The organism is Streptomyces sp. NPDC033966 (assembly GCF_055575955.1).
Genome location: NZ_JBVIRQ010000001.1, coordinates 1,029,248 through 1,052,226, shown reverse-complemented (window position 1 = coordinate 1,052,226; position 22,979 = coordinate 1,029,248). Strand labels below are relative to the sequence as shown.

The window sequence follows — 22,979 nt, the reverse complement described above, 5'->3', positions numbered from 1 at the left end:
CGGCCGGGGCCGGAGGGGGCCGTGGGGCTGGGAGATGGCGGGCGAGTGGGGCAAGACGGGCGAACCGTGCCCGATCACCGGCCCGTGCGGGTTCTGAGAGACTGTGGGCGATGAACGAGACACCGATGCGCGTGTACGCCGAGATCGATCTTGACGCGGTACGGGAGAACGTGCGCGCCCTGCGCGCGCGGGCGCCCCGGGCCGAGCTGATGGCCGTCGTCAAGTCGAATGCCTACGGGCACGGTGCCGTCCAGTGCGCCCGCGCAGCCCAGGAGGCCGGTGCCACCTGGCTCGGCACCGCCACCCCCGAGGAGGCGCTCGCCCTGCGCGCCGCCGGCATCGAGGGCCGGGTCATGTGCTGGCTCTGGACCCCCGGCGGGCCCTGGCGGGAGGCCGTCGAGGCCGACGTCGACGTGTCCGTCAGCGGGATGTGGGCCCTGGACGAGGTCCGGGCCGCCGCCCGCGCGGCCGGCCGTACCGCCCGCATCCAGCTCAAGGCCGACACCGGCCTCGGCCGCAACGGCTGCCAGCCCGCCGACTGGGCGGAGCTGGTCGGCGCGGCCGTCGCCGCGCAGGCCGAGGGCACCGTCCAGGTCACCGGCGTCTGGTCCCACTTCGCCTGCGCCGACGAGCCCGGCCACCCCTCCATCCGGCTCCAGCTCGACGCCTTCCACGACATGCTGGCCTACGCGGAGAAGGAGGGCGTCGACCCCGAGGTCCGGCACATCGCCAACTCGCCCGCGACGCTCACCCTCCCCGAGACCCACTTCGACCTCGTGCGCACCGGGATCGCCGTCTACGGCGTGTCCCCCTCGCCCGAGCTCGGCACCCCCGCCCAGCTGGGGCTGCGCCCCGCGATGACCCTCAAGGCCTCCCTCGCGCTGGTCAAGACGGTCCCCGCCGGGCACGGCGTCAGCTACGGCCACCACTACGTCACCGAGTCCGAGACGCACCTCGCGCTCGTCCCCGCCGGCTACGCCGACGGCATCCCGCGCAACGCCTCCGGCCGCGGGCCGGTGCTCGTGGCCGGCAAGGTCCGGCAGGCCGCCGGGCGGATCGCCATGGACCAGTTCGTCGTGGACCTCGGCGAGGACCTGGCCGGGGCCGGCGACGAGGCCGTCATCTTCGGGGACGCCGAGCGCGGCGAGCCGACCGCCGAGGACTGGGCTCAAGCGGCGCACACCATCGCGTATGAGATCGTCACACGTATCGGAGGCAGGGTGCCCCGGGTCTACCTCGGCGGGTGACGCGGGCCGAGTGAGGGCGGCGACGTCGTGAGCGAGAACTGGCGCAAGGCCGGCTGGGCCGGCGCCGCCATCGGTGTGCTGGCGGCGGGCGCCGCGGCCGGTGTCGCGGTCGAACGGATCACCGTGGGGCGCGGTATCCGGATGAAGGCGCGCCTCGCCCTCGACGCCGCCGGGGACTTCGGCTCCCTGCGCGGGACCGAGGGCGGCTGCCGCGCCGAGGACGGCACCGAGCTCTACTACGAGGTCGACGAACCGCCCGCGGACGGCAAGAAGAGCCGGCTGCGGCGCAAGAACCCGGCGGAGGGCGCCACCGTCGTCTTCTGCCACGGCTACTGCCTCTCCCAGGACTCCTGGCACTTCCAGCGCGCCGCCCTGCGCGGGGTCGTCCGCTCCGTCTACTGGGACCAGCGCAGCCACGGCCGCAGCGCCCGGGGCCTGGCCCAGGCCGACGGCGAGCCGGTGACCATCGACCAGCTCGGCCGCGACCTGAAGGCCGTCATCGACGCCGCCGCACCCGAGGGCCCGCTCGTCCTCGTCGGCCACTCCATGGGCGGCATGACCGTCATGGCCCTCGCCGAGCAGTTCCCGGAGCTGTTCCGCGAGCGGGTGCTCGGCGTGGCGCTGGTCGGCACCTCCAGCGGCCGGCTCGACGAGGTGACGTACGGGCTGCCCTCCGTCGGACTGGGCGCGGTGCGCCGCGTCCTGCCCGGCGTGCTGAAGGCGCTCGGCTCCCAGGTGGAGCTGGTGGAGAAGGGCCGCCGGGCCACCGCCGACCTCTTCGCCGGCATGATCAAGATGTACTCGTTCGGCTCCCGGGACGTCGATCCCGGAGTGGCGCGCTTCGCCGAGCGGCTGATCGAGGCGACCCCGATCGACGTGGTCGCGGAGTTCTACCCGGCCTTCCAGATCCACGACAAGAGCGCCGCCCTCCAGCGGTTCGCGGACATCCCCGTCACCGTCGTCGCCGGGGACCGGGACATGATCACCCCGGCCGCGCACAGCGTGACCATCAAGGAGGAGCTCCCGGCCGCCGAGCTGGTGGTGCTGGAGGACACCGGGCACCTGATGATGCTGGAGCGCCCCGACATCGTGACGGGGCTGCTGACCGGCCTGCTGGCGCGCACCGGAGCCGTCCCCGCAGCGGCTAACGTTGGGGGACATGGAAGAAGTACCGCGGGAAGCGCCGCGCAGCCCGGCCGCTGAGGCCCTGGCCGAGGCCGCCGCAGAAACCCTGATCACCGTCGACTCGCCCGCCTCCATGCAGGAGCTGGGCCGCAGGATCGCCGGCCTGCTGCGCCCCGGCGACCTGGTCCTGCTGACCGGCGAACTCGGCGCGGGCAAGACCACTCTGACCCGCGGGCTGGGCGAGGGCCTGGGCGTGCGGGGTGCCGTGACCTCGCCGACCTTCGTGATCGCCCGGGTGCACCCGTCGCTGGGCGACGGTCCGCCGCTGGTGCACGTGGACGCGTACCGGCTCGGCGGCGGACTCGACGAGATGGAGGACCTGGACCTCGACGTCTCGCTGCCCGAGTCCGTGGTCGTCGTGGAGTGGGGCGACGGCAAGGTCGAGGAGCTCTCCGACGACCGGCTGCACGTGGTGATCGGGCGTGCCGTCGGGCACGAGGAGGTCCTGGACGACGTACGCGAGGTCGCGCTGCGCGGCGTCGGCGAGCGCTGGGCCGGCTCGGAGCTGGCGGGGCTGGGGGCGCGGTAGCCGCTGCGACGCCGTGGTTCCGGCCACCCTTCCGACAACGTACCGACAACTCGTCGGGAAAATATTGCGTTGGCGCAGGCTCGCGTGATGACATGGTACCGAGCGCTGGTTAGGTCTACCTAAGTCCGGCGTCCCGGGTCTCAGGAGGCAGCCATGCCGGCAGCAGGAGCAGAGCGAGCGCCCGTCGTGTCCATGCGGGCCCTGCTCGCGGCGGGCGTGGCCGCCACGGCGGTGTCCACGCCGCCCGCGCGCGCGGAGACGGAACCGGAAGCGGGGGCCGGGCCCGAAGCGGACACGGAACGGGCCGCCCCCGAGCCGGAAGCGGCCTGATACCCACGTTCGGGTGAATCACGCTGCGGGGGCGGATCGCGCCGCGCGGGCGTTCCCGGTCGGGGAACGCAAGAGGGGAACTCCGTCGGGCGACGCCGTCGGGTGACTCCGTCGGGCGATGTCGGGCGACGCCGTCGGGCGACTCCGTCAGGCGACGACTACCACCTTCGCGCCGATCGTTGCGAACGCCCAGATCGCGTCGCCGTCCGCGCGCGCCATGCGGATGCCGCCGGTCTTCTTCGTGGTGTCCGGCTCCGGCATCGAACCGTCCACGCGGGCGCTGAAGCCGATCGCGATCCCGTCCGTGCTGGCGAACCGCACGACGTGCTCGATCGGCACCCCGTCCGTGCCGGTGACCGTGGCCGCGCGCGAGCTGACGGCGTAGCTGCCCGGCACCGGATGCACCGTGCTCGGCATGACCGTGAAGGTCCGGGGCTCCTTGCCGTCCTCCGAGACCAGCCACACCCGCTTCTGGGACACCGAGTACACGACCCGCGCCCCCGTCCCGGAGTCGGCCGGCACCGCAGCGGGCTTCGCCGGGTCCTGCTTCGCGGGGGCCTGCGCCTGGGGCGCGGCCGGGGCCTGCGGGCCCGACTTGGCGGGGACCGCCGGCGCGGTCGCGGAAGCCTGGTAGCCCAGGAAGCCGATCGCGGCGATCGCCGCCGCGGTGAGCCCGGCCACGATTCCCGAGCTGCTGCGTGCCACCTTGCTCCACCTCTCCGCGCCTCGGGCCGTCGAACTCTCCGGCGACCCGCGTGTGTACCCGGTCGAAAGGTAGCAGCCGGGCCCCGTACCGACCGGCCGCAAGGCCCTGGGGCCGGGGAGTCGTAGGCTGTTCGCGTGCTCTTGCTCGCCGTAGATACCGCCACGCCCGCCGTCACCGTCGCCCTGCACGACGGGGAATCCGTCCTCGCAGAGTCGAACCAGGTCGACGCCCGCCGCCACGGGGAGCTCCTGCTGCCCTCCGTGGACCAGGTCCTCGCCGAGGCCGGGGTCAAGCTCGAAGCCGTCACCGGCCTCGTCGTCGGCGTCGGCCCCGGCCCCTACACCGGGCTCCGCGTCGGCCTCGTCACCGCCTCCACCTTCGCCGCCGTCCTCGGCGTCCCGGTGCACGGCCTGTGCACCCTCGACGGCCTCGCGTACGCCGCCGGCGCCGCCGGGATCGAGGGCCCCTTCACCGTCGCCACCGACGCGCGGCGCAAGGAGGTCTACTGGGCGCGCTACGAGGACCCGCGCACCCGCGTCGGCGAGCCCGCGGTCGACCGCCCGGCCGACATCGCCGAGCAGGTCGCCGGCCTCCCGGCCGTCGGCCAGGGCGCCGCCCTGTACCCGGAGGTCTTCCCCGACGCGCGCGGCCCCGTGCACCAGTCGGCCGCGGCGCTCGCCGCCCTGGCCGCCGAACGCCTCGCGGCGGGGGAGGGCTTCCTGCCCCCGACGCCGCTCTACCTGCGCCGCCCCGACGCGCAGGTGCCCAAGAACTACAAGGTGGTCACCCCGCAGTGACGGCCCCGACCGCAGTGCTCCGCGAGATGCGCTGGTGGGACATCGAGCCGGTGCTGGAGCTCGAACACGAGCTGTTCCCCGACGACGCCTGGTCGGCCGGGATGTTCTGGTCCGAACTCGCCCACGCGCGCGGCCCGCAGGCCACCCGCCGCTACGTCGTCGCCGAGCTGCCTCCCGACAGCGGCTCCGCCGCGGGCCGGACCGGCCGCATCGTCGGCTACGCCGGACTGGCAGCCGCCGGCGGCCTGGGCGACGTACAGACCATCGCGGCCGCCAAGGACCAGTGGGGTACGGGCCTCGGCGCCCGGCTCCTCACCGAGCTCCTGCGCGCCGCCACCGCCTTCGAGTGCGCCGAGGTGCTGCTGGAGGTACGGGTGGACAACACCCGCGCCCAGCGGCTCTACGAGCGGTTCGGCTTCGAGCCGATCGGCTTCCGGCGCGGCTACTACCAGCCCGGGAACGTCGACGCGCTCGTGATGCGCCTGACCGACCCGGCACAGACCAGAACCGAAAACCCTGAGAGCAGTGAGAGCAATGGCTGACGAACCGCTCGTCCTCGGCATCGAGACCTCCTGCGACGAGACCGGCGTCGGCGTCGTCCGCGGCACCACCCTGCTGGCCGACGCGATCGCGTCGAGCGTCGACGAGCACGCCCGCTTCGGCGGGGTCGTGCCCGAAGTGGCCTCCCGCGCGCACCTGGAGGCGATGGTCCCCACCATCGAGCGCGCCCTGAAGGAAGCCGGGGTCAGCGCCCGGGACCTCGACGGCATCGCGGTCACGGCCGGCCCCGGCCTCGCGGGGGCGCTGCTGGTGGGCGTCTCGGCGGCGAAGGCGTACGCGTACGCGCTGGGCAAGCCGCTGTACGGGGTGAACCACCTGGCCTCCCACATCTGCGTCGACCAGCTGGAGCACGGGCCGCTGCCCGAGCCCACCATGGCGCTGCTGGTCTCCGGAGGGCACTCCTCGCTGCTGCTCGCCCCGGACATCACCAGTGACGTACGGCCGCTGGGCGCGACCATCGACGACGCGGCGGGCGAGGCCTTCGACAAGATCGCGCGCGTGCTGCAGCTCGGCTTCCCCGGCGGTCCGGTCATCGACCGGCTGGCGAAGGAGGGCGACCCCAAGGCGATCAACTTCCCGCGCGGCCTGACGGGCCCGCGCGACGCGGCGTACGACTTCTCCTTCTCCGGCCTGAAGACGGCGGTCGCCCGCTGGATCGAGGCCAAGCGCAACGCGGGCGAGGAGGTGCCGGTGCGCGACGTGGCGGCGTCCTTCCAGGAGGCCGTGGTGGACGTGCTGACGCGCAAGGCCATCCGCGCCTGCAAGGACGAGGGCGTGGACCACCTGATGATCGGCGGCGGCGTGGCGGCCAACTCCCGGCTGCGCTCGCTCGCGCAGGAGCGCTGCGATGACGCGGGGATCATCCTGCGGGTGCCGCGGCCGAAGCTGTGCACCGACAACGGCGCGATGGTGGCGGCGCTGGGCGCGGAGATGGTCAAGCGCAACCGACCGGCCTCCGACTGGGGCCTGTCGGCCGACTCCTCGCTGCCGGTGACGGACCCGCACGTCCCGGGCACGTCGCACGAGCACGGCCATGACCACGACCACGACCACGACCACGGTCACGCTCACGGGCACTCGCACTCGCACGACCACGTGCACGAGCTCAGCAAGGACAACCTCTACTCGTGAGCACCGTCGCGCTGATGTGGGAGGCCCGGGCCGTCGAGGGCCGGGGCAACGAACTCATGGAGTGGGCCCGGGCGCAGGTACTGGCCCGGGAGCCGGTGCGCCGCGAGGTGCTGCGCGCCCCGCAGGACCGGGTGCTCGTGATCACCTGGTGGGAGGCCCCCGAGGGCGTGGCGACGGAGCTGCCCGAGCTGCCCGAGCCGGCCGCGGACCTGATCACCCGGGCGGTGCACCGCTGGCGGTTCGAGTCGGTGGAGGTAACGGGCGCCGGCTGAGGCCCTGGTCGGGGCGGCGGTCGAGGAGTGCTGCGGCGAAGCTCGAAGGGCCGCGGCTAGGGTCATGCCCATGCCGAGACTCGCCGCCCGTGAGCTACCGCCCCCGCCGCCGCCCGCGCACCTGCGCGAGTGGCTGGACGAGGGCGTCGTACGGGCCGACCGCGCGCGTTTCCTCGCGGACCTGAGCCGGCGCAGCCTGGGCCTGGGGCGGCTGCTGTCGCTCTGGTGCGTCGCGGCGGCCTTCGCGCTGGGCTGGACCCTGGTCGGTCTGGCCGTGACGGCCTTCGCCGCGGGCGGCGGGCTCGGCGGCGTCGCCTGCTCCGCGGCGGGGGTGGCGGTCCTGCTGTACGCCGGGCTCTGCTTCGCGCGGGGCGTCCGGCAGGAGCGGCGGGTACGGCAGCTGCTGTGCGCCTGGTTCCTGGCGGGCCGCGACCCCGAGGCCGACGCCCGCCTGCGCGCCCCGGCCCGCAGCGCGGTGTGGCTGACGGCTTCCCTGACCCTGGGCGGCTTCGGCCTCTGGCTGGCGTTCGCCTCGGCGTCCGGAGCCCGGCCGGGCACGGACACGTACGGGGAGGTCGCGTACTACACGGGATTCGGCATGATCCTCTGGATCACCGCCCTCCTGGGCCTGGCCAAAGCCGCGGCGTACTACCGCTGGACCCACGAAATCCAGCCCCGCCGGCGTTTGGGGCCCTCACCCCGCCGGGCGCTCCGGCGCCGGCTGGCCAACTCCAGCCCCGCCGGCGTTTGAGGCGCGGGGGCCTGGGGGCGGAGCCCCCAGACAGCCCGGGCGAAGCCCGGGGCCGCTCGCGCGGCGGCGCGGCACGCCCCCCGTCAACCCCGGCCGGAGGCAGAGGCGGCGGGATGCCCGATCAGCATCGCCGGCGCCCCCGCCACCCGCGTCAGGAAGACCGTCGCGGAGTTCGGCCCCTGCGGCTTGACCCTCTTGCGGAGCTCCTCCGGCTCGATCGCGGACCCCCGCTTCTTCACCGTCAGGATCCCGACCCCCCGCTCCCGCAGCAGCGCCTTCAGCTTCTTCAGCCCGAACGGCAGCACGTCCGTGATCTCGTACGCCGTCGCGTACGGCGTCTCCCGCAGCTCGTCGGCCGTGATGTACGCGATGGTCGGGTCGATGAGCCGCCCGTCCAGCCGCACGGCCACCTCCGCGACGAGGTGCGCCCGGATCACCGCCCCGTCGGGCTCGTACAGCCAGCGCCCGACCGGTCCCGCCTCCGGGTCCGGCAGCGGTTCGGCGGTCTCCAGCCCGACCGGTCCCGGCAGCAGGGTGGCCCGTACCGTGCCGGGGGCGGTGCCGAACCACAGCACGGCCTCCTTCACGTCCCCGTGGTCGGAGATCCACTCGGCCTCGGACTCCGCCGGCACCGCCTCGTGCGGGATGCCGGGCGCGATCTTGATGGCGGCGAACTTCGCCGCCCGCGCCGCGTCGACCGCCCACGACAGCGGCGGCGAGTACGACTCGGGGTCGAAGATCCGCCCGCGCCCGCCCCGCCGCGCGGGGTCGATGAAGACGGCGTCGTACGCGGACACGTCGACCGCCGTCACGTCCGCCTCCCGGACCTCGATCAGGTCCGCCAGCCCCAGCGCGTCGGCGTTGGCCCGCGCGACGGCCACCGTGAGCGGGTCGAGGTCCACCGCCAGCACCCGGATCCCGCGCCGCGCGAGCGCCAGCGCGTCCCCGCCGATCCCGCAGCACAGGTCCGCGACGCTCCGTACGCCCAGCCCGTCGAGCCGCTCCGCCCGGTACGCGGCCACCGACGCGCGGGTGGCCATCTCCCCGCCGCCGGGCGTGAAGTACATCCGGAAGGCGTCCTCGGCCCCGAACTTCGCCACCGCCCGCTGCCTCAGCCGGGCCTGGCCCAGCGCGGCCGACACCAGCCCGGCGGGGTGCTCGCGGCGCAGCCGGGTGGCCACGGCCAGCTCCTGGGCGGGGTCGTAGTCGCGGAGGGAGTCGAGGAGGGCGCGGCCCTCGGGGGTGAGGAGCGCGGCGAAGTCTTCGGGGGTCACCGGTTCATTGTGGGCCAGCCGGTGGAAGGCGGGCGTCCGGCCGTGGTGTCGCCCGGGGCGTGGAGTCGTACGGTGGAAAGATCCGCTGCTATGCAGCTTGTACGACAAAAGGGAAATAATTCGCAGTTTGGTCACCGACCCGCGGGCCACCCGCGCGGTCGGTACGGGGTGGCCCTGGCCGCGCTGCTGGTCGCCGCCCTGGGCACGGGGTGCGGCGCCACGGAGCCCGAGAAGCCGGCCAAGGGCAAGCCCGGCCAGGGTGCGGAGGCGGGCGGCGCGGCCGGTGCGCTCGCCAACTCCGCCGAGAAGCTCAAGGCCGCCCAGCAGGCCCGGATCGCCGCCGCGAAGAAGTGGCGGCTGACCAAGACTCCGCTCCTGGCCCCGGCCGCGCCGAAGACGAAGCCCGAGATCACCACGCGCGAGGGCTTCGAGGTCGAGGACCAGGACGAACTGCCCCCGGTCTTCACCACCATCCCGACCGAGGACAAGGTCGTCTTCCTGACCGTGGACGACGGGGCCGAGAAGGACCCCGAGTTCATCAGGATGATGAGCGAGCTGAAGATCCCCTACACGGCGTTCCTCAGCGACTACCTCGTGCGCGACAACTACCCCTACTTCAAGGAGATGCAGGCGGCGGGCGTCACCCTGAACAACCACACCCTCAACCACCGCTACATGCCCGGCCTCTCGTACGAGCAGCAGCGCGAGGAGATCTGCGGCCAGCAGGACACCATCCAGAAGCAGTTCGGCAAGCGGCCCTCGCTGTTCCGCCCGCCGTACGGCAACTACAACCAGGACACGCTGAAGGCCGCCAAGTCCTGCGGCATCAAGGCGGTTCCGCTGTGGAACGCCGAGGCGTTCGTGAACCGGATGGACTACCGCGAATGGGACCGCGACCTCCATCCCGGTGACATCATCCTCACGCACTTCCGGGGCCGGGAGGACTGGAAAGGCACGATGCCTGACATGATCCGTCATGTCATGAAGACCGTCACGGACAAGGGATATGCCGTGGCCCGCCTGGAGGACTACTTGTGAGGTACGCGCGCCGGTTGGTAGCCGGGACGCTGACGGCCGGCGCGCTCGCGCTGTCCCTGACGGGATGCGGGAACAGCGTGGATCCCATCGAACGGCTGGGCCGCAACACCGCGCCGGACAGCGCGTCCCCGTCGACCTCCCCGTCCGCGCCGGCCCCCGCGGCGAGCTCCGCGCAGGCCGGTACGGCGGGGGACGAGGCGTACCGGAAGTGGGGCCTGAAGGCCCCCGTCCAGTACGCCCCCAAGCCGGCCCAGAAGCCCCAACTCCCCAAGGGCTCCCCGGGCAAGGCGGCCGTGCTGGACCGAATACCCGTCGCGCCGACGGAGAAGGTCGTCTTCCTGACCTTCGACGACGGTGCGGAGAAGGACCCCGAGTTCCTGAAGATGGCGGCCGACCTCAAGCTGCCGATCAGCATGTTCCTGACGGACAACGTGGCTTCCTCGGACTACGGCCACTTCGAGAAGCTCCGCGACAACGGCTCCGGCAGCACGATAAACAACCACACCCTGACGCACCCGAACCTCCGCACCCTGCCCTTCGCGGCGCAGAAGAAGGAGATATGCGGGCAGCAGGACCACCTGGAGAAGCGCTTCGGCAAGCGCCCCCCGCTCTTCCGCCCGCCGTTCGGGAACTACAACGACGACACCCTCAAGGCCGCCGCCGAGTGCGGGGCCCAGACGGTGGTCCTGTGGCGGGCGTCGATGCAGATCAACGACTTCCAGTACGCGGAGGGCTCCGCCCTCAAGCCGGGTGACATCATCCTGGCCCACTTCCGCGGCCCGTCGGAGCTCAAGGGCGCGACGGAGACCCAGATGACGACCCGGATGCTCCAGCGGATACAGGACCAGGGCTACAAGATCGGCCGCCTGGAGGACTACCTCTAGCCGGCGCCCGGCCCGGTCAGTGGCCCCGGTCAGCGGCCCGGTCAGTGGCCCGGTCAGCGGCCCAGGGGGGTCTCGTGCTCCATGCGCGTCAGCTTCTGCGGGTTGCGGACGGAGTAGAGGCCGGTGACGAGACCGTCGTCGATCCGCATCGCCACGACCATCTCGACCTCGCCGTCGATCCGCATCAGCAGCGCCGGGTGCCCGTTGACCCGGGTCGGCTCCGCCGTCATCAGCGGGCCGAGGGCGGCGACGCCGGCGGCCAGCAGCCGGGCCACCTTCTCCGCGCCCACGACCGGCCGCGGCACGGCCTGCTTGATGCCGCCGCCGTCGCTCAGGGCGACGACGTCCGGCGCGAGGAGGTCGAGCAGACCCCGGAGGTCACCCGTCTCCAGCGCCCGCCGGAAGGCGCCGAGGGCGGCCCGGGTCTCGGTCGCGGAGACGACACCGCGCGGCCGGCGCGCGGCCACGTGCGAGCGCGCCCGGTGGGCGATCTGGCGGACCGCCGCCGGACTCTTCTCCACGGCCTCCGCGATCTCCTCGTACCCCAGGCCGATCACCTCACGCAGGACGAACACCGCCCGCTCGGTCGGCGCCAGCGTCTCCAGGACCAGCATCATCGCCATCGAGACGCTGTCGGCGAGCTCGGCGTCCTCGGCCACGTCCGGCGCGGTGAGCAACGGTTCGGGCAGCCAGGGGCCCACGTATTGCTCCTTGCGCCGGTTCAGTGCGCGCAGCCGTTCGACCGCCTGCCGGGTCGCGATCCGGACCAGGTACGCGCGCGGCTCCCGCACCGTCCCGAGGTCGACCCCCGACCAGCGCAGCCAGGTCTCCTGGAGGACGTCCTCCGCGTCCGCGGCCGAGCCGAGCATCTCGTAGGCACCGGTGAACAGCAGCTTGCGGTGCCTGACGAACGCCTCGGTGGCAGGGTCGGGACGGCCGTCCTCGCTCATGTGCGGGTCTCCTGTTCGTTCATCGTGACCGTGTCGGCCATACGACGCCGTACCCCACTGCTTTGTGACAGCCACCGCACCGCACACCTTGTGGCGCGCGTCACATGAGGGTGGTGCGGGGGAGGGGGAGCGGTAGCCCCTTGAGCGGTCTCAGGGTTGGTTTGGGGGTTTCCCGTCAGTCCCATCGTCCTTCCGTGTCGTGCCGGTCCCTCAAGGGCGCTCCCTTCGGTCGCGTCACTTCGTGATCGCCTTCGGCGACCCTTGACCGACCGACCCGCCCCGGAAAGCCGAAAGACTGACGGGAAGCCCCCAAAGGAACGGTCACGGGGCAGGAGGGGAGGGGCGGGTCCGTCAGCGATGAGGCGAGGGGGCGGGTGCTGGCCCGCCGGGCATCCGGGCCCCTGGATGCCGGATTCCGGGGCGAGGTGCGGCAATGCGCACGAGAGGTTGATCAGAGCGACCTCCGGAGCACCCGAGCGCCCCAGATCGCTACGCGCTCCTGCCGTCTCGGCGTCCGACGACCGTCCGGGGCTGATACCCGCACCAGAGGACGAACAGAGCAGCGCGGGTGACGCATGGGCGCGTCGGATCGCTACGCGCTCCCCTGATCTCGGCGGCCGGCGGCCGTCCGGGGCTGATGGCCCCGTCAGGGGGCGGACGGAAGTGGATGCGTCAGACCGCTACCCGGTCATCGCCGGCCGGCTCGGCCGTCAGGATGGCGAGGAGTCCGGGGAAGCGGGCCTCGATGTCGGCTCGACGCAGGCCCGCCATCCGGCTATTGCCCCGGTCGACCTGGCGGATCAGGCCGGCCTCCCTCAGGGTGCGGAAGTGGTGGGTGACCGTCGCCTTCGAGACCGGCAGCGAGAAGGAGGCGCAGGTGCGCGCCGTGCCCTCGGGGGCGACTGCCAGCTCGCGCACCACGCGGCGGCGCAGGGGGTCGGCGAGTGCGGACAGCACTCTGCCGAGCTCGATCTCCTCGACGGTCGGGTGACCCTCGTCGTCGGGCATGGCGGCGACCTCCTCCCGTAGGTATGGATTGGATCTTACCTCCGCCGACTGCTAGCGTCCGATAGGTACGAAGACAGTCGTACCTATCTGTGGGGGAGAAACCTGATGGACCAGCTCGTCACACTCATTGGCGTCGCCCGCCCCAAGCCCGAACGTGCACAAGAGCTCAGGGAGCTCCTGCTCTCCTTCGTCGAGCCCACCCGGCAGGAACCCGGCTGCCTGGAGTACCACTTCCACGAGGACCGCGAGGAGCCCGGCGTCTTCGTGTTCTACGAGGTGTGGCGCAGCCAGGCCGACCTGGACGCCCACCTGGCGCTTCCGCACCTGCAGGACTTCTGGGAGCGTCGGATGGACTACCTGGCCACCGATTTGGAGATCCGCTTCGTGGACATGCGCAGCCCTCACGGCCACTAGCCGTCTGCTGTGCCCATCAGCCCCGGACGGCCGCCGGCCGCCGAGATCAGGGGAGCGCGTAGCGATCTCAGGCGCCCATCCGATCCCTGGGCTGCTCTGTTCGTCCTCTGGCGCGGGTATCAGCCCCGGACGGTCGACGGACGCCGATAAATGAGAAGCGCGTAGCGATCTGGGGCGCTCGGGGGCGTCGCAGGTCGCTCTGATCAACCTCTCGTGCGCATAGCCGCACCTCGCCCCGGAATCCGGCATCCAGGGGCTCGGATGCCCGGCGGGCCGAGGCCCGGCCCCTCGCCTCATCGCTGACGGACCCGCCCCTCTCCTCCTGCCCCGTGACCGTTCTTTTGGGGGCTTCCCGTCAGTCTTTCGGCTTTCCGGGGCGGGTCGGTCGGTCAAGGGTCGCCGAAGGCGATCACGAAGTGACGCGACCGAAGGGAGCGCCCTTGAGGGACCGGCCCGAACCGGAAGGACGATGGGACTGACGGGAAACCCCCAAGCCAGCTGCGAGACCGCCCCGCCGAAACCCCGCCCCTCAGCGCACCCCCGCCCCCGCCGCCACCACCGGGGTGATCGTCGTTTCCGCCGGGCCCATCGCGTCGGCTTCGCGTTGGCGTTCCGCGCTGTCGCTGATGCGGAGGAGCAGGGCGATCATGATCCAGTTGGCCAGCAGTGACGAGCCGCCCTTCGCCAGGAAGGGGAGGGCCTTGCCGGTCAGGGGGATCAGGCCCGTCACGCCGCCGGCGACCACGAAGACCTGGAGTGCCAGTGCCGCCGCCAGGCCCACGGCCAGCAGCTTGCCGAACGGGTCCCGCGCGGCCAGCGCCATGCGCAGGCCCCGCTGTACGAGCAGGGCGTAGATGATCAGTACGGCCATGACCCCGGCCAGGCCGAGCTCCTCGCCCACCGTCGTCAGGATGAAGTCGCTGCGCCCCGCGAACTTGATCAGCTCCGGGTGCCCCATCCCCAGGCCGGTGCCCGAGACGCCGCCCGTGCCGAAGCTGAACAGGGCCTGGGCGGACTGCTCCGAGTTCAGGCCCTGCGGAGGGTTCGGGGAGTAGATCGCCAGGGGGTTCAGCCAGGCGGCGACGCGTGCCTTGACGTGGGGTTCCGTCGAGCCCACGACGAAGGCGCCCACGGCCGCCATCAGCAGGCCGCACACGATCCAGCTGGTGCGCTCGGTGGCCACGTACAGCATCACGACGAAGACGCCGAAGAAGATCAGCGAGGTGCCGAGGTCGCGCTCGAAGACGAGGACGAGCAGCGACAGGATCCACACGGTGATGATCGGCCCGAGCTGGCGCATCGGCGGCAGTCGCAGACCCAGGAACTTGCGGCCGGTCAGGGCCAGGGAGTCGCGGTGGATGACCAGGTACCCCGCGAAGAAGATCGCGATCATGATCTTCACGAACTCGCCGGGCTGGAGCGAGAAGCCGAAGAGGATGATCCAGCGCTTGGCGCCGTACGTGTCCGCACCGAAGAACGCCGGCGCGATCAGCAGCACCAGCGCGACGGCCATCGTGATGTAGATGAAGCGCTGGAGCAGCCGGTGGTCGCGCAGCAGTGCCACCACCAGGATGCAGGCGGCGACCCCGACCACCGTCCACATCAGCTGGTCGGGCGCGTTGGCCACGGAGTTCCACCGCTCGATGTAGCCCTGGTCGAGCCGGTGGATGAGCACCAGCCCCAGCCCGGTCAGCAGCATCGCGAGCGGGAAGATCAGCGGGTCCGCGTACGCCGCGAACCGGCGGATGCCCAGGTGTCCCACCAGTGACAGCAGCGTCATGCTGATGACGAAGCTGGTGAGGTGCTGCGGCAGCTCGCCGTTCATGGCGAGCCCGGCGCTGACGTGGCCGAAGACGGCGATGCCGATGACCAGGAGCAGCAGGAGCGCTTCGGTGCGGCGGCGGGCGCCCGCCACCGTCCGGGGCCTCAGTCCACGCACGGGATACCGCCGCCGTCGATGGCGCCCGTCTCGGGCTGCGGCGGGGGCGGGGCGGATGACGGGGGCGACACGGGGGAAGCAGGGGAAGGGGAGGAAGAAGAGGTCGGCGCGGCGTCCGGTGCACCCGGGGTCGTCGCAGTGGTCGACCGGGGACCGATCTGCTCGGCAATGAGGCGCTTTATCTTCATATCATCTACGACGTTGATGTCCTCCCCATGGTTCCTTCCGAAGCCCTCAGAAGGGCTTGGTGGGGTAGTCGTCGGCGCCGGCGTCGAGCCCCTCGGCCTCGTCGTGCTCGCCGGCCCGGCCGGTCGGGATGGGCCGGGGGCATCAGGTCGAGCAGGCCCTGGCGGAGGGATTCGGCCAGGTTCTCTTCCTCTTCGACCACGAGGATGCGCGCGTACCAAGCCTCACATACCGGGCAGAGGCTCCTCCGGCCCCGGCGCTCGGCGGGGGGCTCCCCGTCGGGTCGGGGTTCAGCCGAACGGGGGGTTCGGCGGCCGGAATGCGTGGAACCAGCGGACCGTGTTGGCACTCCGCTTGACCGAGTGCTAATCGCCGGAATAGTGTCACACCTGGCACTCGCCCCCGGTGAGTGCCAACACAGCGACAGGCAGGTCCGGCACCCGCGACGACGGATCGACCTGGTCGCCACCTCAGACAGTTAACCCCGGATCTCCGAAGGGGGAGGTCGGATCGTGACGACCGCCAGCTCCAAGGTTGCCATCAAGCCGCTTGAGGACCGCATCGTGGTCCAGCCGCTCGACGCCGAGCAGACCACGGCCTCCGGCCTGGTCATCCCGGACACCGCGAAGGAGAAGCCCCAGGAGGGCGTCGTCCTCGCGGTCGGCCCGGGCCGCTTCGAGGACGGCCAGCGTCTCCCGCTGGACGTCAGCGTCGGCGACGTCGTGCTGTACAGCAAGTACGGCGGCACCGAAGTGAAGTACAGCGGCGAGGAGTACCTCGTCCTCTCGGCCCGCGACGTGCTCGCGATCGTCGAGAAGTAATTCGCTTCAAGAAGTTTGCTTGAGCTGCGCCCCTGGTCACCCCGCTGATTGCCGGGCGGCGAGGGGCGCGGTTCGTTAAACCCGAGTTTTCGAGAGGGCTGAACCGCTCCCATGGCGAAGATCCTGAAGTTCGACGAGGACGCCCGTCGCGCCCTCGAGCGCGGCGTCAACAAGCTTGCCGACACGGTCAAGGTGACGATCGGCCCCAAGGGCCGCAACGTCGTCATCGACAAGAAGTTCGGCGCCCCCACCATCACCAACGACGGCGTCACCATCGCCCGCGAGGTCGAGCTGGACGACCCGTACGAGAACCTGGGCGCGCAGCTCGTGAAGGAGGTGGCGACCAAGACCAACGACATCGCGGGTGACGGCACCACCACCGCCACCGTGCTGGCCCAGGCGCTCGTCCGCGAGGGTCTGCGCAACGTCGCCGCCGGCGCCTCCCCGGCCGCCCTGAAGAAGGGCATCGACGCCGCGGTCAAGGCTGTGTCCGAGGAGCTCCTCGCGACCGCCCGCCCGATCGAGGACAAGTCCGACATCGCCGCCGTGGCCGCGCTCTCCGCGCAGGACTCGCAGGTCGGCGAGCTCATCGCCGAGGCGATGGACAAGGTCGGCAAGGACGGTGTCATCACCGTCGAGGAGTCCAACGCCTTCGGCCTGGAGCTCGAGTTCACCGAGGGCATGGCCTTCGACAAGGGCTACCTGTCCCCCTACATGGTCACCGACCAGGAGCGTATGGAGGCCGTCCTCGACGACCCGTACATCCTGATCAACCAGGGCAAGATCTCCTCCATCCAGGACCTCCTGCCGCTGCTGGAGAAGGTCATCCAGGCGGGTGGCTCCAAGCCGCTGCTGATCATCGCCGAGGACGTCGAGGGCGAGGCCCTCTCCACCCTCGTCGTCAACAAGATCCGCGGCACCTTCAACGCGGTCGCCGTCAAGGCCCCCGGCTTCGGTGACCGTCGCAAGGCGATGCTCCAGGACATGGCCACCCTCACCGGTGCCACCGTCATCGCCGAGGAGGTCGGCCTCAAGCTCGACCAGGCCGGTCTGGACGTCCTCGGTTCCGCGCGCCGCGTGACCATCTCCAAGGACGACACGACCATCGTCGACGGTGGCGGCAGCCACGAGGAAGTCGCCGGTCGCGTCAACCAGATCAAGGCCGAGATCGAGTCCACGGACTCCGACTGGGACCGCGAGAAGCTGCAGGAGCGCCTGGCGAAGCTCGCCGGCGGCGTCTGCGTCATCAAGGTCGGCGCCGCCACCGAGGTGGAGCTCAAGGAGAAGAAGCACCGCCTTGAGGACGCCATCTCCGCCACCCGCGCCGCGGTCGAGGAGGGCATCGTCTCCGGCGGTGGCTCCGCGCTCGTCCACGCCGTCAAGGTCCTGGAGGGCAACCTCGGCCTGACCGGCGACGAGGGCACCGGCGTCTCCGTGGTCCGCCGCGCCGCCGTCGAGCCGCTGCGCTGGATCGCCGAGAACGCCGGCCTCGAGGGCTACGTCATCACCTCGAAGGTCTCCGAGCTCGACAAGGGCCAGGGCTTCAACGCCGCCACCGGCGAGTACGGCGACCTGGTCAAGGCCGGCGTCATCGACCCGGTCAAGGTCACCCGCTCCGCCCTGGAGAACGCCGCCTCCATCGCCTCCCTGCTGCTCACGACCGAGACCCTGGTCGTCGAGAAGCCGGCCGAGGAAGAGGCCGACGCCGGTCACGGCCACGGTCACGGCCACAGCCACTGACGCGTCCGCGCGCTTCGACGAGAAGGCCCCCGCCCCGCCGTTCACACGGTGGGACGGGGGCCTTCCCGTCTGCCGGGGCCGCCTGAGCGGCCGTCACTCCATGACGCCCAGCTGCCGCATCACGGCGATGGCGTCGTAGTGCCACCAGCCTTCCTTGATCAGGCCGTCCTGACATCGGAAGACCGTGGTGCCGGTCATCGTGCAGGACTTGCCGGTGGGGGCGACGCCCATGAACTCGCCCTTGTGCGTGCCGGTCCAGGTCCACAGCGTGGTGACGTAGTCGTCCTGCGCCATCTGGACGTCACGGGTGAAGGTGAAGTCGAAGGCGGCGCGCCACATCTCGGTGTCATCGCGGATCGCGGCGTAGCCGTGCTTGTCCTCGGGGTTGGAGATGTCGTGGTCGTGGTAGTCCGGGGCGAAGATCTCCTCGATGACGGACATGTCGCCCTTCATCGCGATGTCGTCGTACATCCGGTTCACCAGCAGGGTGTTGAGGTGCTCGTCGCGGACCGTGTCGAGGTTGGTGAACGTCGGCATGCCGTCGCACAAGGCCATCATCTCGTGGAACATCCGGTCCGTCTCGGGGAGGTCGGAGTTCTTCATGGCCTCCTCGTACGAAGGGAACTCGACGAAGTTCACGTAGTGGTCCGTCTGTTCGCGGTCCTTGGCCACGATGCTGTGGGTGACCGTGCGCTTGCCCTGGCTCTGGGCGACGTACTTGTCCAGCAGGTCGTTCATCGCCTCGGGCTGGTGGGTCCTGTAATCAACCAGTTGTACGAATGTCATGGTGGGCTCCCGTGCTGGGTGGACATGTCCAGTTTAGGGAGAATTCACCCGTTCGGCCCGGTCTACCGGCGGGTCACTGGGGCCCGTATTTGCGGCCCGTACGGGAGGACACCCCGCCGAGCAGCCCGCGCGGCGTCAGCTTCACCACGCCCATCAGCGCCTTGTAGCGCGGGTCCGGGATCGACACGGTCTTGCCGCGCGCCAGGTCGGCCAGCGCCGCGGCCACCAGCTTGTCCGCGTCGAGCCACAGCCAGCCCGGGATGTTGTCCGTGCCCATGCCGGCCCGCTCGTGGAACTCGGTCCGCACGAAGCCGGGGCACAGGGCCATCAGGCGGACCCCGGACCCGGCGAGGTCCCGCGCCGCGCCCTGGGTGAACTGCACGACCCAGGCCTTGCTGGCGCCGTAGGTGCCGCGCGGCACGAAGGCGGCGACCGAGGCCACGTTGACGACCCCGCCGCGGCCGCGCGAGCGCATCGACTCCGTCGCCGCCGAGGTCAGCCGCAGCACCGCCTCGATGTGCACCTTCAGCATGGTCAGCTCGTCGGCCATGGAGACTTCCAGGTAGCGGCCCTTGTTGCCGAATCCCGCGTTGTTGACGAGCAGGTCCACCGGGTGCGTACGGTCGCCGAGGCGGGTCTCGACCGCCTTGATGCCCTCCTCGGTGGAGAGGTCGGCGGCCAGTACCTCGGCCTCGATGCCGTGCCGGTCGTGCAGCTCGGTCGCCTGTTCGGCGAGCCGCTCGGTGTCGCGGGCCACCAGTACGAGGTTGTGGCCCTGGGAGGCGAGCCGCCGGGCGAAGGCGGCGCCGATGCCCGCCGTGGATCCAGTGATCAGCGCAGTCGTCATGTGCGCAAAATAGCCGCCCGTGGCGACTCGCGTGCCTCCGCGGGTACGTGCGTGCGATCCCGTGTTCGCCGGGCCCCGCGGCGCGCCCTGCGGCGCGCCCGCGCGCGCAGGGTCGCGCGGGCGCGCTTCCCAAAGCGGTGGCTGGGGGATTGGCGTCGCGGTCAAAGCCGGTCTTATGCTCGAAGGGTGATCGAGGCACGCCACCTCCGGATCCTGCGCGCTGTCGCCGGGACCGGTTCCTTCTCCGCCGCCGCCCGCGAGCTCGGCTGCACCCAGCCCGCCGTCTCCCAGCAGATGAAGGCCCTGGAGCAGTCGGCCGGGACCCCGCTGCTGGTGCGCGCCGGCCGCGAGATGAGGCTGACCCAGGCCGGCGAGGCCCTGGTGCGGCACGCCGCCGGGATCCTGGCCGGGCTGACGGCCGCCGAGGAGGAGGTCGCGGCCATCGCCGGGCTGCGGGCGGGCCGGGTCCGGCTGGTCTCCTTCCCGAGCGGCAGCTCCACGCTGGTCCCCACGGCGCTGGCGGCGATGCGTGCCGAGCACCCGGGTACGCGGATCTCCCTGGTCGAGGCGGAGCCGCCGAGGTCGGTGGAGATGCTGCGCGAGGGCGACTGCGACGTCGCGCTCGCCTTCCGCTACGGCGCGGACGGGCCAGCGGCGGGGGCGGCCGGGAGCGCGGCCGAGTGGGAGGACCTGGTGGTCACCCCGCTGCTGACCGACCGGCTCGTCGGGCTGGTCCCCGAGGGCCACCGGCTGGCCGGCGCGGAGCGGGTGGGGATGGCCGAGCTGGCCGACGAGCCGTGGATCGCGGGCTGTCCGCGCTGCCGCCGCCATCTGGTGGAGGTGTGCGAGAGCGCGGGCTTCACTCCGCGGATCGACTTCGCCACCGACGACTACCCCGCCGTGGTCGGGCTGGTCGGGGCGGGGCTGGGGGTGGCGGTGCTGCCGGAGCTGGCGGTGGAGTCCGTACGGGCGAAGGGCGTGAGCACCCTGGCCGTGGAGCCTGCCGTGGAGCGGGAGGTCGTGGCGCTGACGCTGCCGGACCTGGCGCGCGTACCGGCGGTCGCGGCGACCCTGGGTGAGCTGGTGCGGGCCGCCGCCCGCTGACCGTACGGGGGCGTACGGCCGGACGGGTGACGGCCCGGACCCGAGTCGTGGCGCCACGCCCGGGAGCGCGCGCGGATCTGAGGGAACGTTCCTTCGGATGTCTTTTCGGGTGGGCGTGCGCTCCGGGCGGGTCGGCCGTCAGTGCGGCGGGACGGGGCCGATGGTGCTGGAGGCGGGGATCAGCCGGTGCCGTGCGCGGCCCATCAGCTCCTCGCGTTCGTCCTCGGTGAGCCCTCCCCACACCCCGTAGGGCTCTCGGACGGCGAGTGCGTGCGCGGCGCATTCCGAACGCACCGGGCAGCGCATGCAGACCTCTTTAGCCGAGGCCTCGCGCGCACTCCTGGCCGCGCCCCGCTCGCCTTCCGGGTGGAAGAAGAGGGAGCTGTCGACCCCGCGGCAGGCGGCCAGCAGCTGCCAGTCCCAGAGGTCGGCGTTCGGTCCGGGGAGGCGGGAGAAATCTGCCATTGGTAGTCCTCTTGGTGCCGGGTACTACGCGGATACGGTCCATGTCTCCACACCTACTGTCGTAGTAGATGTAAATATGACTCATTGGGACCCTAGCCTCAGACACATGGCAAACGGAAGGAAAGCCGCCAAATAGGGCATAGCTCCAGATGGAGGACAGTTGGCGCGTGGCTCCGGCGCGGTGATCGCTTCCTCACGTAGAGTGCCGAAGGTGTTCGTCCGACCCGTAACTCTTTCGAGTGACCATCGTTGAGAGAGCGAGTGCGGTTGAAACGAGAGGTTCCCGGACAGGTGTCCGAGGGCATCGACCGCACAGGTGACGATACGTACCAGCCTGGAGGCTCAAGGTGACGCGCATCAGCAGCTGCGGAGGGCGGTCATGACTTCCGTCCTCGTCTGCGACGACTCCCCGCTTGCCCGAGAGGCGCTCCGTCGCGCGGTTGCCACCGTGCCCGGCGTCGAGCGTGTGACGACGGCTGCCAACGGCGAGGAAGTCCTCCGCCGCTGGGGTGCCGACCGCTCCGACCTGATTCTGATGGATGTACGGATGCCCGGCCTGGGCGGTGTCGAGACGGTCCGCCGGCTCCTGTCCGCCGACCCGGGCGCCCGCATCATCATGCTGACGGTCGCCGAGGACCTGGACGGGGTGGCCCTCGCGGTCGCCGCCGGCGCCCGCGGCTACCTGCACAAGGACGCCTCGCGCGCCGAGCTGCGGGCCACGGTCACCCAGGCGCTCGCCGACCCCACCTGGAGGCTGGCCCCGCGCCGGCTCCGCTCGGCCGAGATGGGGGCCGCCCCCACCCTGACCGCGCGCGAGATCCAGGTGCTGGAGGGCATGAGCCACGGCCGGTCCAACGCGGAGATCGGGCGGGAGCTCTTCCTCTCCGAGGACACGGTCAAGACGCACGCCCGCAGGCTGTTCAAGAAGCTCGGCGCCTCGGACCGGGCGCACGCCGTGGCGCTCGGCTTCCGCTGGGGTCTCGTCCGCTGACCGCGACACCGGCGGCCGGCGGCGGCCGCGGTCCCGTCCGCCCGCGGCGGACGGGGCGGCAGGTGTCCGCCGGCGCCGCCGGGACGGAAGCCCGCGGAAGTCCCGCCGCACCCGGTGTTGCGCCGGGGGTTGGCGGGGCACAATCCGGGGGACGTGTCGCTTCGGGCGCGATGCCGCATCCTTGATGGTGTGCCGCATTCTTGGAGAGATCGAGTCCCGCGGGGCGACGATTCGGGCCGAGCGGAGGGGAGGGCGCAAATGACGAGTTCCGGCGCACCCGCTCATAACGCTTCGATGCACAACACGGACCACGGTGCCGCGAACGCTCCCGCGCCAAGGCACCATGGATTGATGCGCGACGACGAGGCCCTGGGGTCACCCGCGGCCACAGGCCCCACCGGCGCCGCCAAAGGCGGCAACGCCGGGGCCGTCAGCGCGCTCGTACGCCGTGCCGTCGACGGGGACGAGCAGGCCACGCACGACCTCCTGGCCTTCGTGCACCCCCTCGCCCTGCGCTATTGCCGCACCCGGCTGTCGCGGCTCCCGGGTGATGCCCGTCACTTCGTGGAGGACCTCGCGCAGGAGGTCTGCGTCGCCGTGCTGATGGCGCTGCCCCGCTACCGGGACACCGGCAGACCCTTCGAGGCCTTCGTCTTCGCCATCGCCGCGCACAAGGTCGCCGACCTGCAGCGGGCCGCCATGCGCCACCCCGGCAGCACGGCCGTGCCCTCCGACGAGATGCCGGAGCGGCCGGACGACTCGCTCGGCCCCGAGGAGCGGGCGCTGCTCAGCAGTGACGCCGCCTGGGCCAAGAAGCTCCTCGCGAACCTGCCGGAGAACCAGCGCGAGCTGCTCGTCCTGCGCGTGGCCGTCGGGCTGACCGCGGAGGAGACCGGTCAGATGCTCGGCATGTCCCCGGGAGCGGTGCGCGTCGCCCAGCACCGGGCCCTCAGCAGGTTGCGCGCGCTCGCCGAGCAGTGACCGCTGCCGGAGGCGCGGGTTCCTTTTCGCGGTGTTTTCTGT

At 71.8% G+C, this 22,979-nt stretch carries 25 protein-coding genes; 17 read left to right on the top strand and 8 right to left on the bottom strand.

Annotated elements, in window-relative coordinates; genetic code table 11:
* Positions 1 to 110 precede the first annotated feature (110 nt).
* The 4 genes from alr to ACZ518_RS04885 all read left to right on the top strand — a co-directional run bounded on the left by alr (position 111) and on the right by ACZ518_RS04885 (position 3,291).
* A complete protein-coding gene (alr, locus tag ACZ518_RS04900) occupies positions 111 to 1,247 on the top strand; it encodes an alanine racemase (RefSeq protein WP_469111594.1) in 1,137 nt (378 codons plus the stop codon).
* 27 nt (positions 1,248 to 1,274) lie between these two features.
* Positions 1,275 to 2,450, top strand: a complete 1,176-nt coding sequence (locus ACZ518_RS04895; RefSeq protein WP_469111593.1) for an alpha/beta fold hydrolase — start codon at positions 1,275 to 1,277, stop codon at positions 2,448 to 2,450.
* Complete coding sequence (gene tsaE / locus ACZ518_RS04890; RefSeq protein ID WP_469111592.1) at positions 2,407 to 2,961, top strand: tRNA (adenosine(37)-N6)-threonylcarbamoyltransferase complex ATPase subunit type 1 TsaE; 555 nt, start codon at positions 2,407 to 2,409, stop codon at positions 2,959 to 2,961. Before ACZ518_RS04895 ends, tsaE begins: the two co-directional genes overlap by 44 nt.
* 153 nt (positions 2,962 to 3,114) lie before the next feature.
* A complete protein-coding gene (locus tag ACZ518_RS04885) occupies positions 3,115 to 3,291 on the top strand; it encodes a hypothetical protein (RefSeq protein WP_469111591.1) in 177 nt (58 codons plus the stop codon).
* Between the two features lie 147 nt (positions 3,292 to 3,438).
* Here the strand turns inward: ACZ518_RS04885 and ACZ518_RS04880 are convergent, their stop codons facing one another.
* Positions 3,439 to 3,996, bottom strand: coding sequence for a hypothetical protein (locus tag ACZ518_RS04880; protein WP_469111590.1), 558 nt, complete (start codon positions 3,994 to 3,996; stop codon positions 3,439 to 3,441).
* Positions 3,997 to 4,131: 135 nt separating this feature from the next.
* On the opposite strand from ACZ518_RS04880, the gene tsaB reads away from it, so the two are divergent.
* The 5 genes from tsaB to ACZ518_RS04855 all read left to right on the top strand — a co-directional run bounded on the left by tsaB (position 4,132) and on the right by ACZ518_RS04855 (position 7,509).
* The gene (tsaB, locus tag ACZ518_RS04875) at positions 4,132 to 4,794 is read left to right on the top strand and encodes a tRNA (adenosine(37)-N6)-threonylcarbamoyltransferase complex dimerization subunit type 1 TsaB (RefSeq protein WP_469111589.1); all 663 of its coding nucleotides are present in this window, start codon (positions 4,132 to 4,134) and stop codon (positions 4,792 to 4,794) included.
* Positions 4,791 to 5,336, top strand: coding sequence for a ribosomal protein S18-alanine N-acetyltransferase (gene rimI, locus ACZ518_RS04870; RefSeq protein WP_469111588.1), 546 nt, complete (start codon positions 4,791 to 4,793; stop codon positions 5,334 to 5,336). The genes tsaB and rimI overlap by 4 nt, the downstream gene beginning before the upstream one ends.
* Positions 5,329 to 6,486 (top strand): tRNA (adenosine(37)-N6)-threonylcarbamoyltransferase complex transferase subunit TsaD, encoded by a 1,158-nt coding sequence (gene tsaD / locus ACZ518_RS04865; protein ID WP_469111587.1) that lies wholly within the window; start codon positions 5,329 to 5,331, stop codon positions 6,484 to 6,486. The genes rimI and tsaD overlap by 8 nt, the downstream gene beginning before the upstream one ends.
* Complete coding sequence (locus tag ACZ518_RS04860) at positions 6,483 to 6,758, top strand: hypothetical protein (protein WP_469111586.1); 276 nt, start codon at positions 6,483 to 6,485, stop codon at positions 6,756 to 6,758. Before tsaD ends, ACZ518_RS04860 begins: the two co-directional genes overlap by 4 nt.
* Before the next feature lie 70 nt (positions 6,759 to 6,828).
* Positions 6,829 to 7,509, top strand: a complete 681-nt coding sequence (locus tag ACZ518_RS04855; RefSeq protein ID WP_469111585.1) for a hypothetical protein — start codon at positions 6,829 to 6,831, stop codon at positions 7,507 to 7,509.
* A gap of 83 nt (positions 7,510 to 7,592) precedes the next feature.
* On the opposite strand, the gene ACZ518_RS04850 is transcribed toward ACZ518_RS04855, so the two are convergent.
* Positions 7,593 to 8,783, bottom strand: a complete 1,191-nt coding sequence (locus tag ACZ518_RS04850) for a class I SAM-dependent methyltransferase (RefSeq protein ID WP_469111584.1) — start codon at positions 8,781 to 8,783, stop codon at positions 7,593 to 7,595.
* A gap of 90 nt (positions 8,784 to 8,873) precedes the next feature.
* Between ACZ518_RS04850 and ACZ518_RS04845 the strand changes: the two genes are divergently transcribed.
* Both ACZ518_RS04845 and ACZ518_RS04840 read left to right on the top strand, forming a co-directional pair.
* Complete coding sequence (locus ACZ518_RS04845) at positions 8,874 to 9,821, top strand: polysaccharide deacetylase family protein (RefSeq protein WP_469111583.1); 948 nt, start codon at positions 8,874 to 8,876, stop codon at positions 9,819 to 9,821.
* 14 nt (positions 9,822 to 9,835) lie between these two features.
* Complete coding sequence (locus ACZ518_RS04840) at positions 9,836 to 10,705, top strand: polysaccharide deacetylase family protein (protein ID WP_469111685.1); 870 nt, start codon at positions 9,836 to 9,838, stop codon at positions 10,703 to 10,705.
* 53 nt (positions 10,706 to 10,758) lie between these two features.
* Here the strand turns inward: ACZ518_RS04840 and ACZ518_RS04835 are convergent, their stop codons facing one another.
* Together ACZ518_RS04835 and ACZ518_RS04830 are read right to left on the bottom strand one after the other, a co-directional pair.
* Positions 10,759 to 11,655: an RNA polymerase sigma-70 factor gene (locus ACZ518_RS04835; RefSeq protein WP_469111582.1), complete on the bottom strand. Its 897-nt coding sequence runs from the start codon at positions 11,653 to 11,655 to the stop codon at positions 10,759 to 10,761.
* A gap of 672 nt (positions 11,656 to 12,327) precedes the next feature.
* Positions 12,328 to 12,663, bottom strand: a complete 336-nt coding sequence (locus ACZ518_RS04830; RefSeq protein ID WP_469111581.1) for an ArsR/SmtB family transcription factor — start codon at positions 12,661 to 12,663, stop codon at positions 12,328 to 12,330.
* 105 nt (positions 12,664 to 12,768) lie between these two features.
* Here ACZ518_RS04830 and ACZ518_RS04825 point away from each other — a divergent pair, with 105 nt between their 5' ends.
* Positions 12,769 to 13,077: a putative quinol monooxygenase gene (locus ACZ518_RS04825; protein WP_469111580.1), complete on the top strand. Its 309-nt coding sequence runs from the start codon at positions 12,769 to 12,771 to the stop codon at positions 13,075 to 13,077.
* Positions 13,078 to 13,606: 529 nt separating this feature from the next.
* Here the strand turns inward: ACZ518_RS04825 and ACZ518_RS04820 are convergent.
* Positions 13,607 to 15,016, bottom strand: a complete 1,410-nt coding sequence (locus ACZ518_RS04820; RefSeq protein WP_469111579.1) for an FtsW/RodA/SpoVE family cell cycle protein — start codon at positions 15,014 to 15,016, stop codon at positions 13,607 to 13,609.
* Between the two features lie 698 nt (positions 15,017 to 15,714).
* Between ACZ518_RS04820 and groES the strand changes: the two genes are divergently transcribed.
* Both groES and groL read left to right on the top strand, forming a co-directional pair.
* On the top strand, positions 15,715 to 16,023 hold the full coding sequence (gene groES, locus ACZ518_RS04815) for a co-chaperone GroES (protein ID WP_266934835.1): 309 nt from the start codon (positions 15,715 to 15,717) through the stop codon (positions 16,021 to 16,023).
* Between the two features lie 111 nt (positions 16,024 to 16,134).
* A complete protein-coding gene (groL, locus tag ACZ518_RS04810) occupies positions 16,135 to 17,763 on the top strand; it encodes a chaperonin GroEL (RefSeq protein ID WP_469111578.1) in 1,629 nt (542 codons plus the stop codon).
* Between the two features lie 93 nt (positions 17,764 to 17,856).
* Here the strand turns inward: groL and ACZ518_RS04805 are convergent, their stop codons facing one another.
* Positions 17,857 to 18,549, bottom strand: coding sequence for an ester cyclase (locus ACZ518_RS04805; protein WP_469111577.1), 693 nt, complete (start codon positions 18,547 to 18,549; stop codon positions 17,857 to 17,859).
* Positions 18,550 to 18,622: 73 nt separating this feature from the next.
* Positions 18,623 to 19,396 carry an SDR family NAD(P)-dependent oxidoreductase gene (locus ACZ518_RS04800; protein WP_469111576.1) on the bottom strand — a complete coding sequence of 258 codons (774 nt, stop codon included), beginning with the start codon at positions 19,394 to 19,396 and terminating at the stop codon, positions 18,623 to 18,625.
* 186 nt (positions 19,397 to 19,582) lie between these two features.
* Here ACZ518_RS04800 and ACZ518_RS04795 point away from each other — a divergent pair, with 186 nt between their 5' ends.
* Entirely contained in the window at positions 19,583 to 20,500 is a 918-nt protein-coding gene (locus tag ACZ518_RS04795; RefSeq protein ID WP_469111575.1) for a LysR family transcriptional regulator, read from the top strand.
* Positions 20,501 to 20,638: 138 nt separating this feature from the next.
* Here ACZ518_RS04795 and ACZ518_RS04790 read toward each other — a convergent pair whose 3' ends face one another.
* Positions 20,639 to 20,965: a WhiB family transcriptional regulator gene (locus ACZ518_RS04790; RefSeq protein ID WP_030298281.1), complete on the bottom strand. Its 327-nt coding sequence runs from the start codon at positions 20,963 to 20,965 to the stop codon at positions 20,639 to 20,641.
* A gap of 379 nt (positions 20,966 to 21,344) precedes the next feature.
* On the opposite strand from ACZ518_RS04790, the gene ACZ518_RS04785 reads away from it, so the two are divergent.
* Together ACZ518_RS04785 and ACZ518_RS04780 are read left to right on the top strand one after the other, a co-directional pair.
* A complete protein-coding gene (locus ACZ518_RS04785) occupies positions 21,345 to 21,956 on the top strand; it encodes a response regulator transcription factor (RefSeq protein WP_003948568.1) in 612 nt (203 codons plus the stop codon).
* A gap of 351 nt (positions 21,957 to 22,307) precedes the next feature.
* Complete coding sequence (locus ACZ518_RS04780) at positions 22,308 to 22,937, top strand: sigma-70 family RNA polymerase sigma factor (protein WP_469111574.1); 630 nt, start codon at positions 22,308 to 22,310, stop codon at positions 22,935 to 22,937.
* Positions 22,938 to 22,979: the final 42 nt, after the last annotated feature.

What these genes read in the sequence shown, in the direction of transcription:
- tsaD (WP_469111587.1), top strand. Translation starts at nt 5,329, where the DNA reads ATGGCTGACGAACCGCTCGTCCTCGGCATCGAGACCTCCTGCGACGAG.
- ACZ518_RS04845 (WP_469111583.1), top strand. Translation starts at nt 8,874, where the DNA reads ATGCAGCTTGTACGACAAAAGGGAAATAATTCGCAGTTTGGTCACCGA.
- ACZ518_RS04790 (WP_030298281.1), bottom strand. Translation starts at nt 20,965, where the DNA reads ATGGCAGATTTCTCCCGCCTCCCCGGACCGAACGCCGACCTCTGGGAC.
- ACZ518_RS04885 (WP_469111591.1), top strand. Translation starts at nt 3,115, where the DNA reads ATGCCGGCAGCAGGAGCAGAGCGAGCGCCCGTCGTGTCCATGCGGGCC.
- ACZ518_RS04825 (WP_469111580.1), top strand. Translation starts at nt 12,769, where the DNA reads ATGGACCAGCTCGTCACACTCATTGGCGTCGCCCGCCCCAAGCCCGAA.
- tsaE (WP_469111592.1), top strand. Translation starts at nt 2,407, where the DNA reads ATGGAAGAAGTACCGCGGGAAGCGCCGCGCAGCCCGGCCGCTGAGGCC.
- ACZ518_RS04800 (WP_469111576.1), bottom strand. Translation starts at nt 19,396, where the DNA reads ATGACGACTGCGCTGATCACTGGATCCACGGCGGGCATCGGCGCCGCC.
- ACZ518_RS04855 (WP_469111585.1), top strand. Translation starts at nt 6,829, where the DNA reads ATGCCGAGACTCGCCGCCCGTGAGCTACCGCCCCCGCCGCCGCCCGCG.
- ACZ518_RS04780 (WP_469111574.1), top strand. Translation starts at nt 22,308, where the DNA reads ATGCGCGACGACGAGGCCCTGGGGTCACCCGCGGCCACAGGCCCCACC.
- ACZ518_RS04785 (WP_003948568.1), top strand. Translation starts at nt 21,345, where the DNA reads ATGACTTCCGTCCTCGTCTGCGACGACTCCCCGCTTGCCCGAGAGGCG.
- ACZ518_RS04830 (WP_469111581.1), bottom strand. Translation starts at nt 12,663, where the DNA reads ATGCCCGACGACGAGGGTCACCCGACCGTCGAGGAGATCGAGCTCGGC.
- ACZ518_RS04835 (WP_469111582.1), bottom strand. Translation starts at nt 11,655, where the DNA reads ATGAGCGAGGACGGCCGTCCCGACCCTGCCACCGAGGCGTTCGTCAGG.
- ACZ518_RS04805 (WP_469111577.1), bottom strand. Translation starts at nt 18,549, where the DNA reads ATGACATTCGTACAACTGGTTGATTACAGGACCCACCAGCCCGAGGCG.
- groL (WP_469111578.1), top strand. Translation starts at nt 16,135, where the DNA reads ATGGCGAAGATCCTGAAGTTCGACGAGGACGCCCGTCGCGCCCTCGAG.
- alr (WP_469111594.1), top strand. Translation starts at nt 111, where the DNA reads ATGAACGAGACACCGATGCGCGTGTACGCCGAGATCGATCTTGACGCG.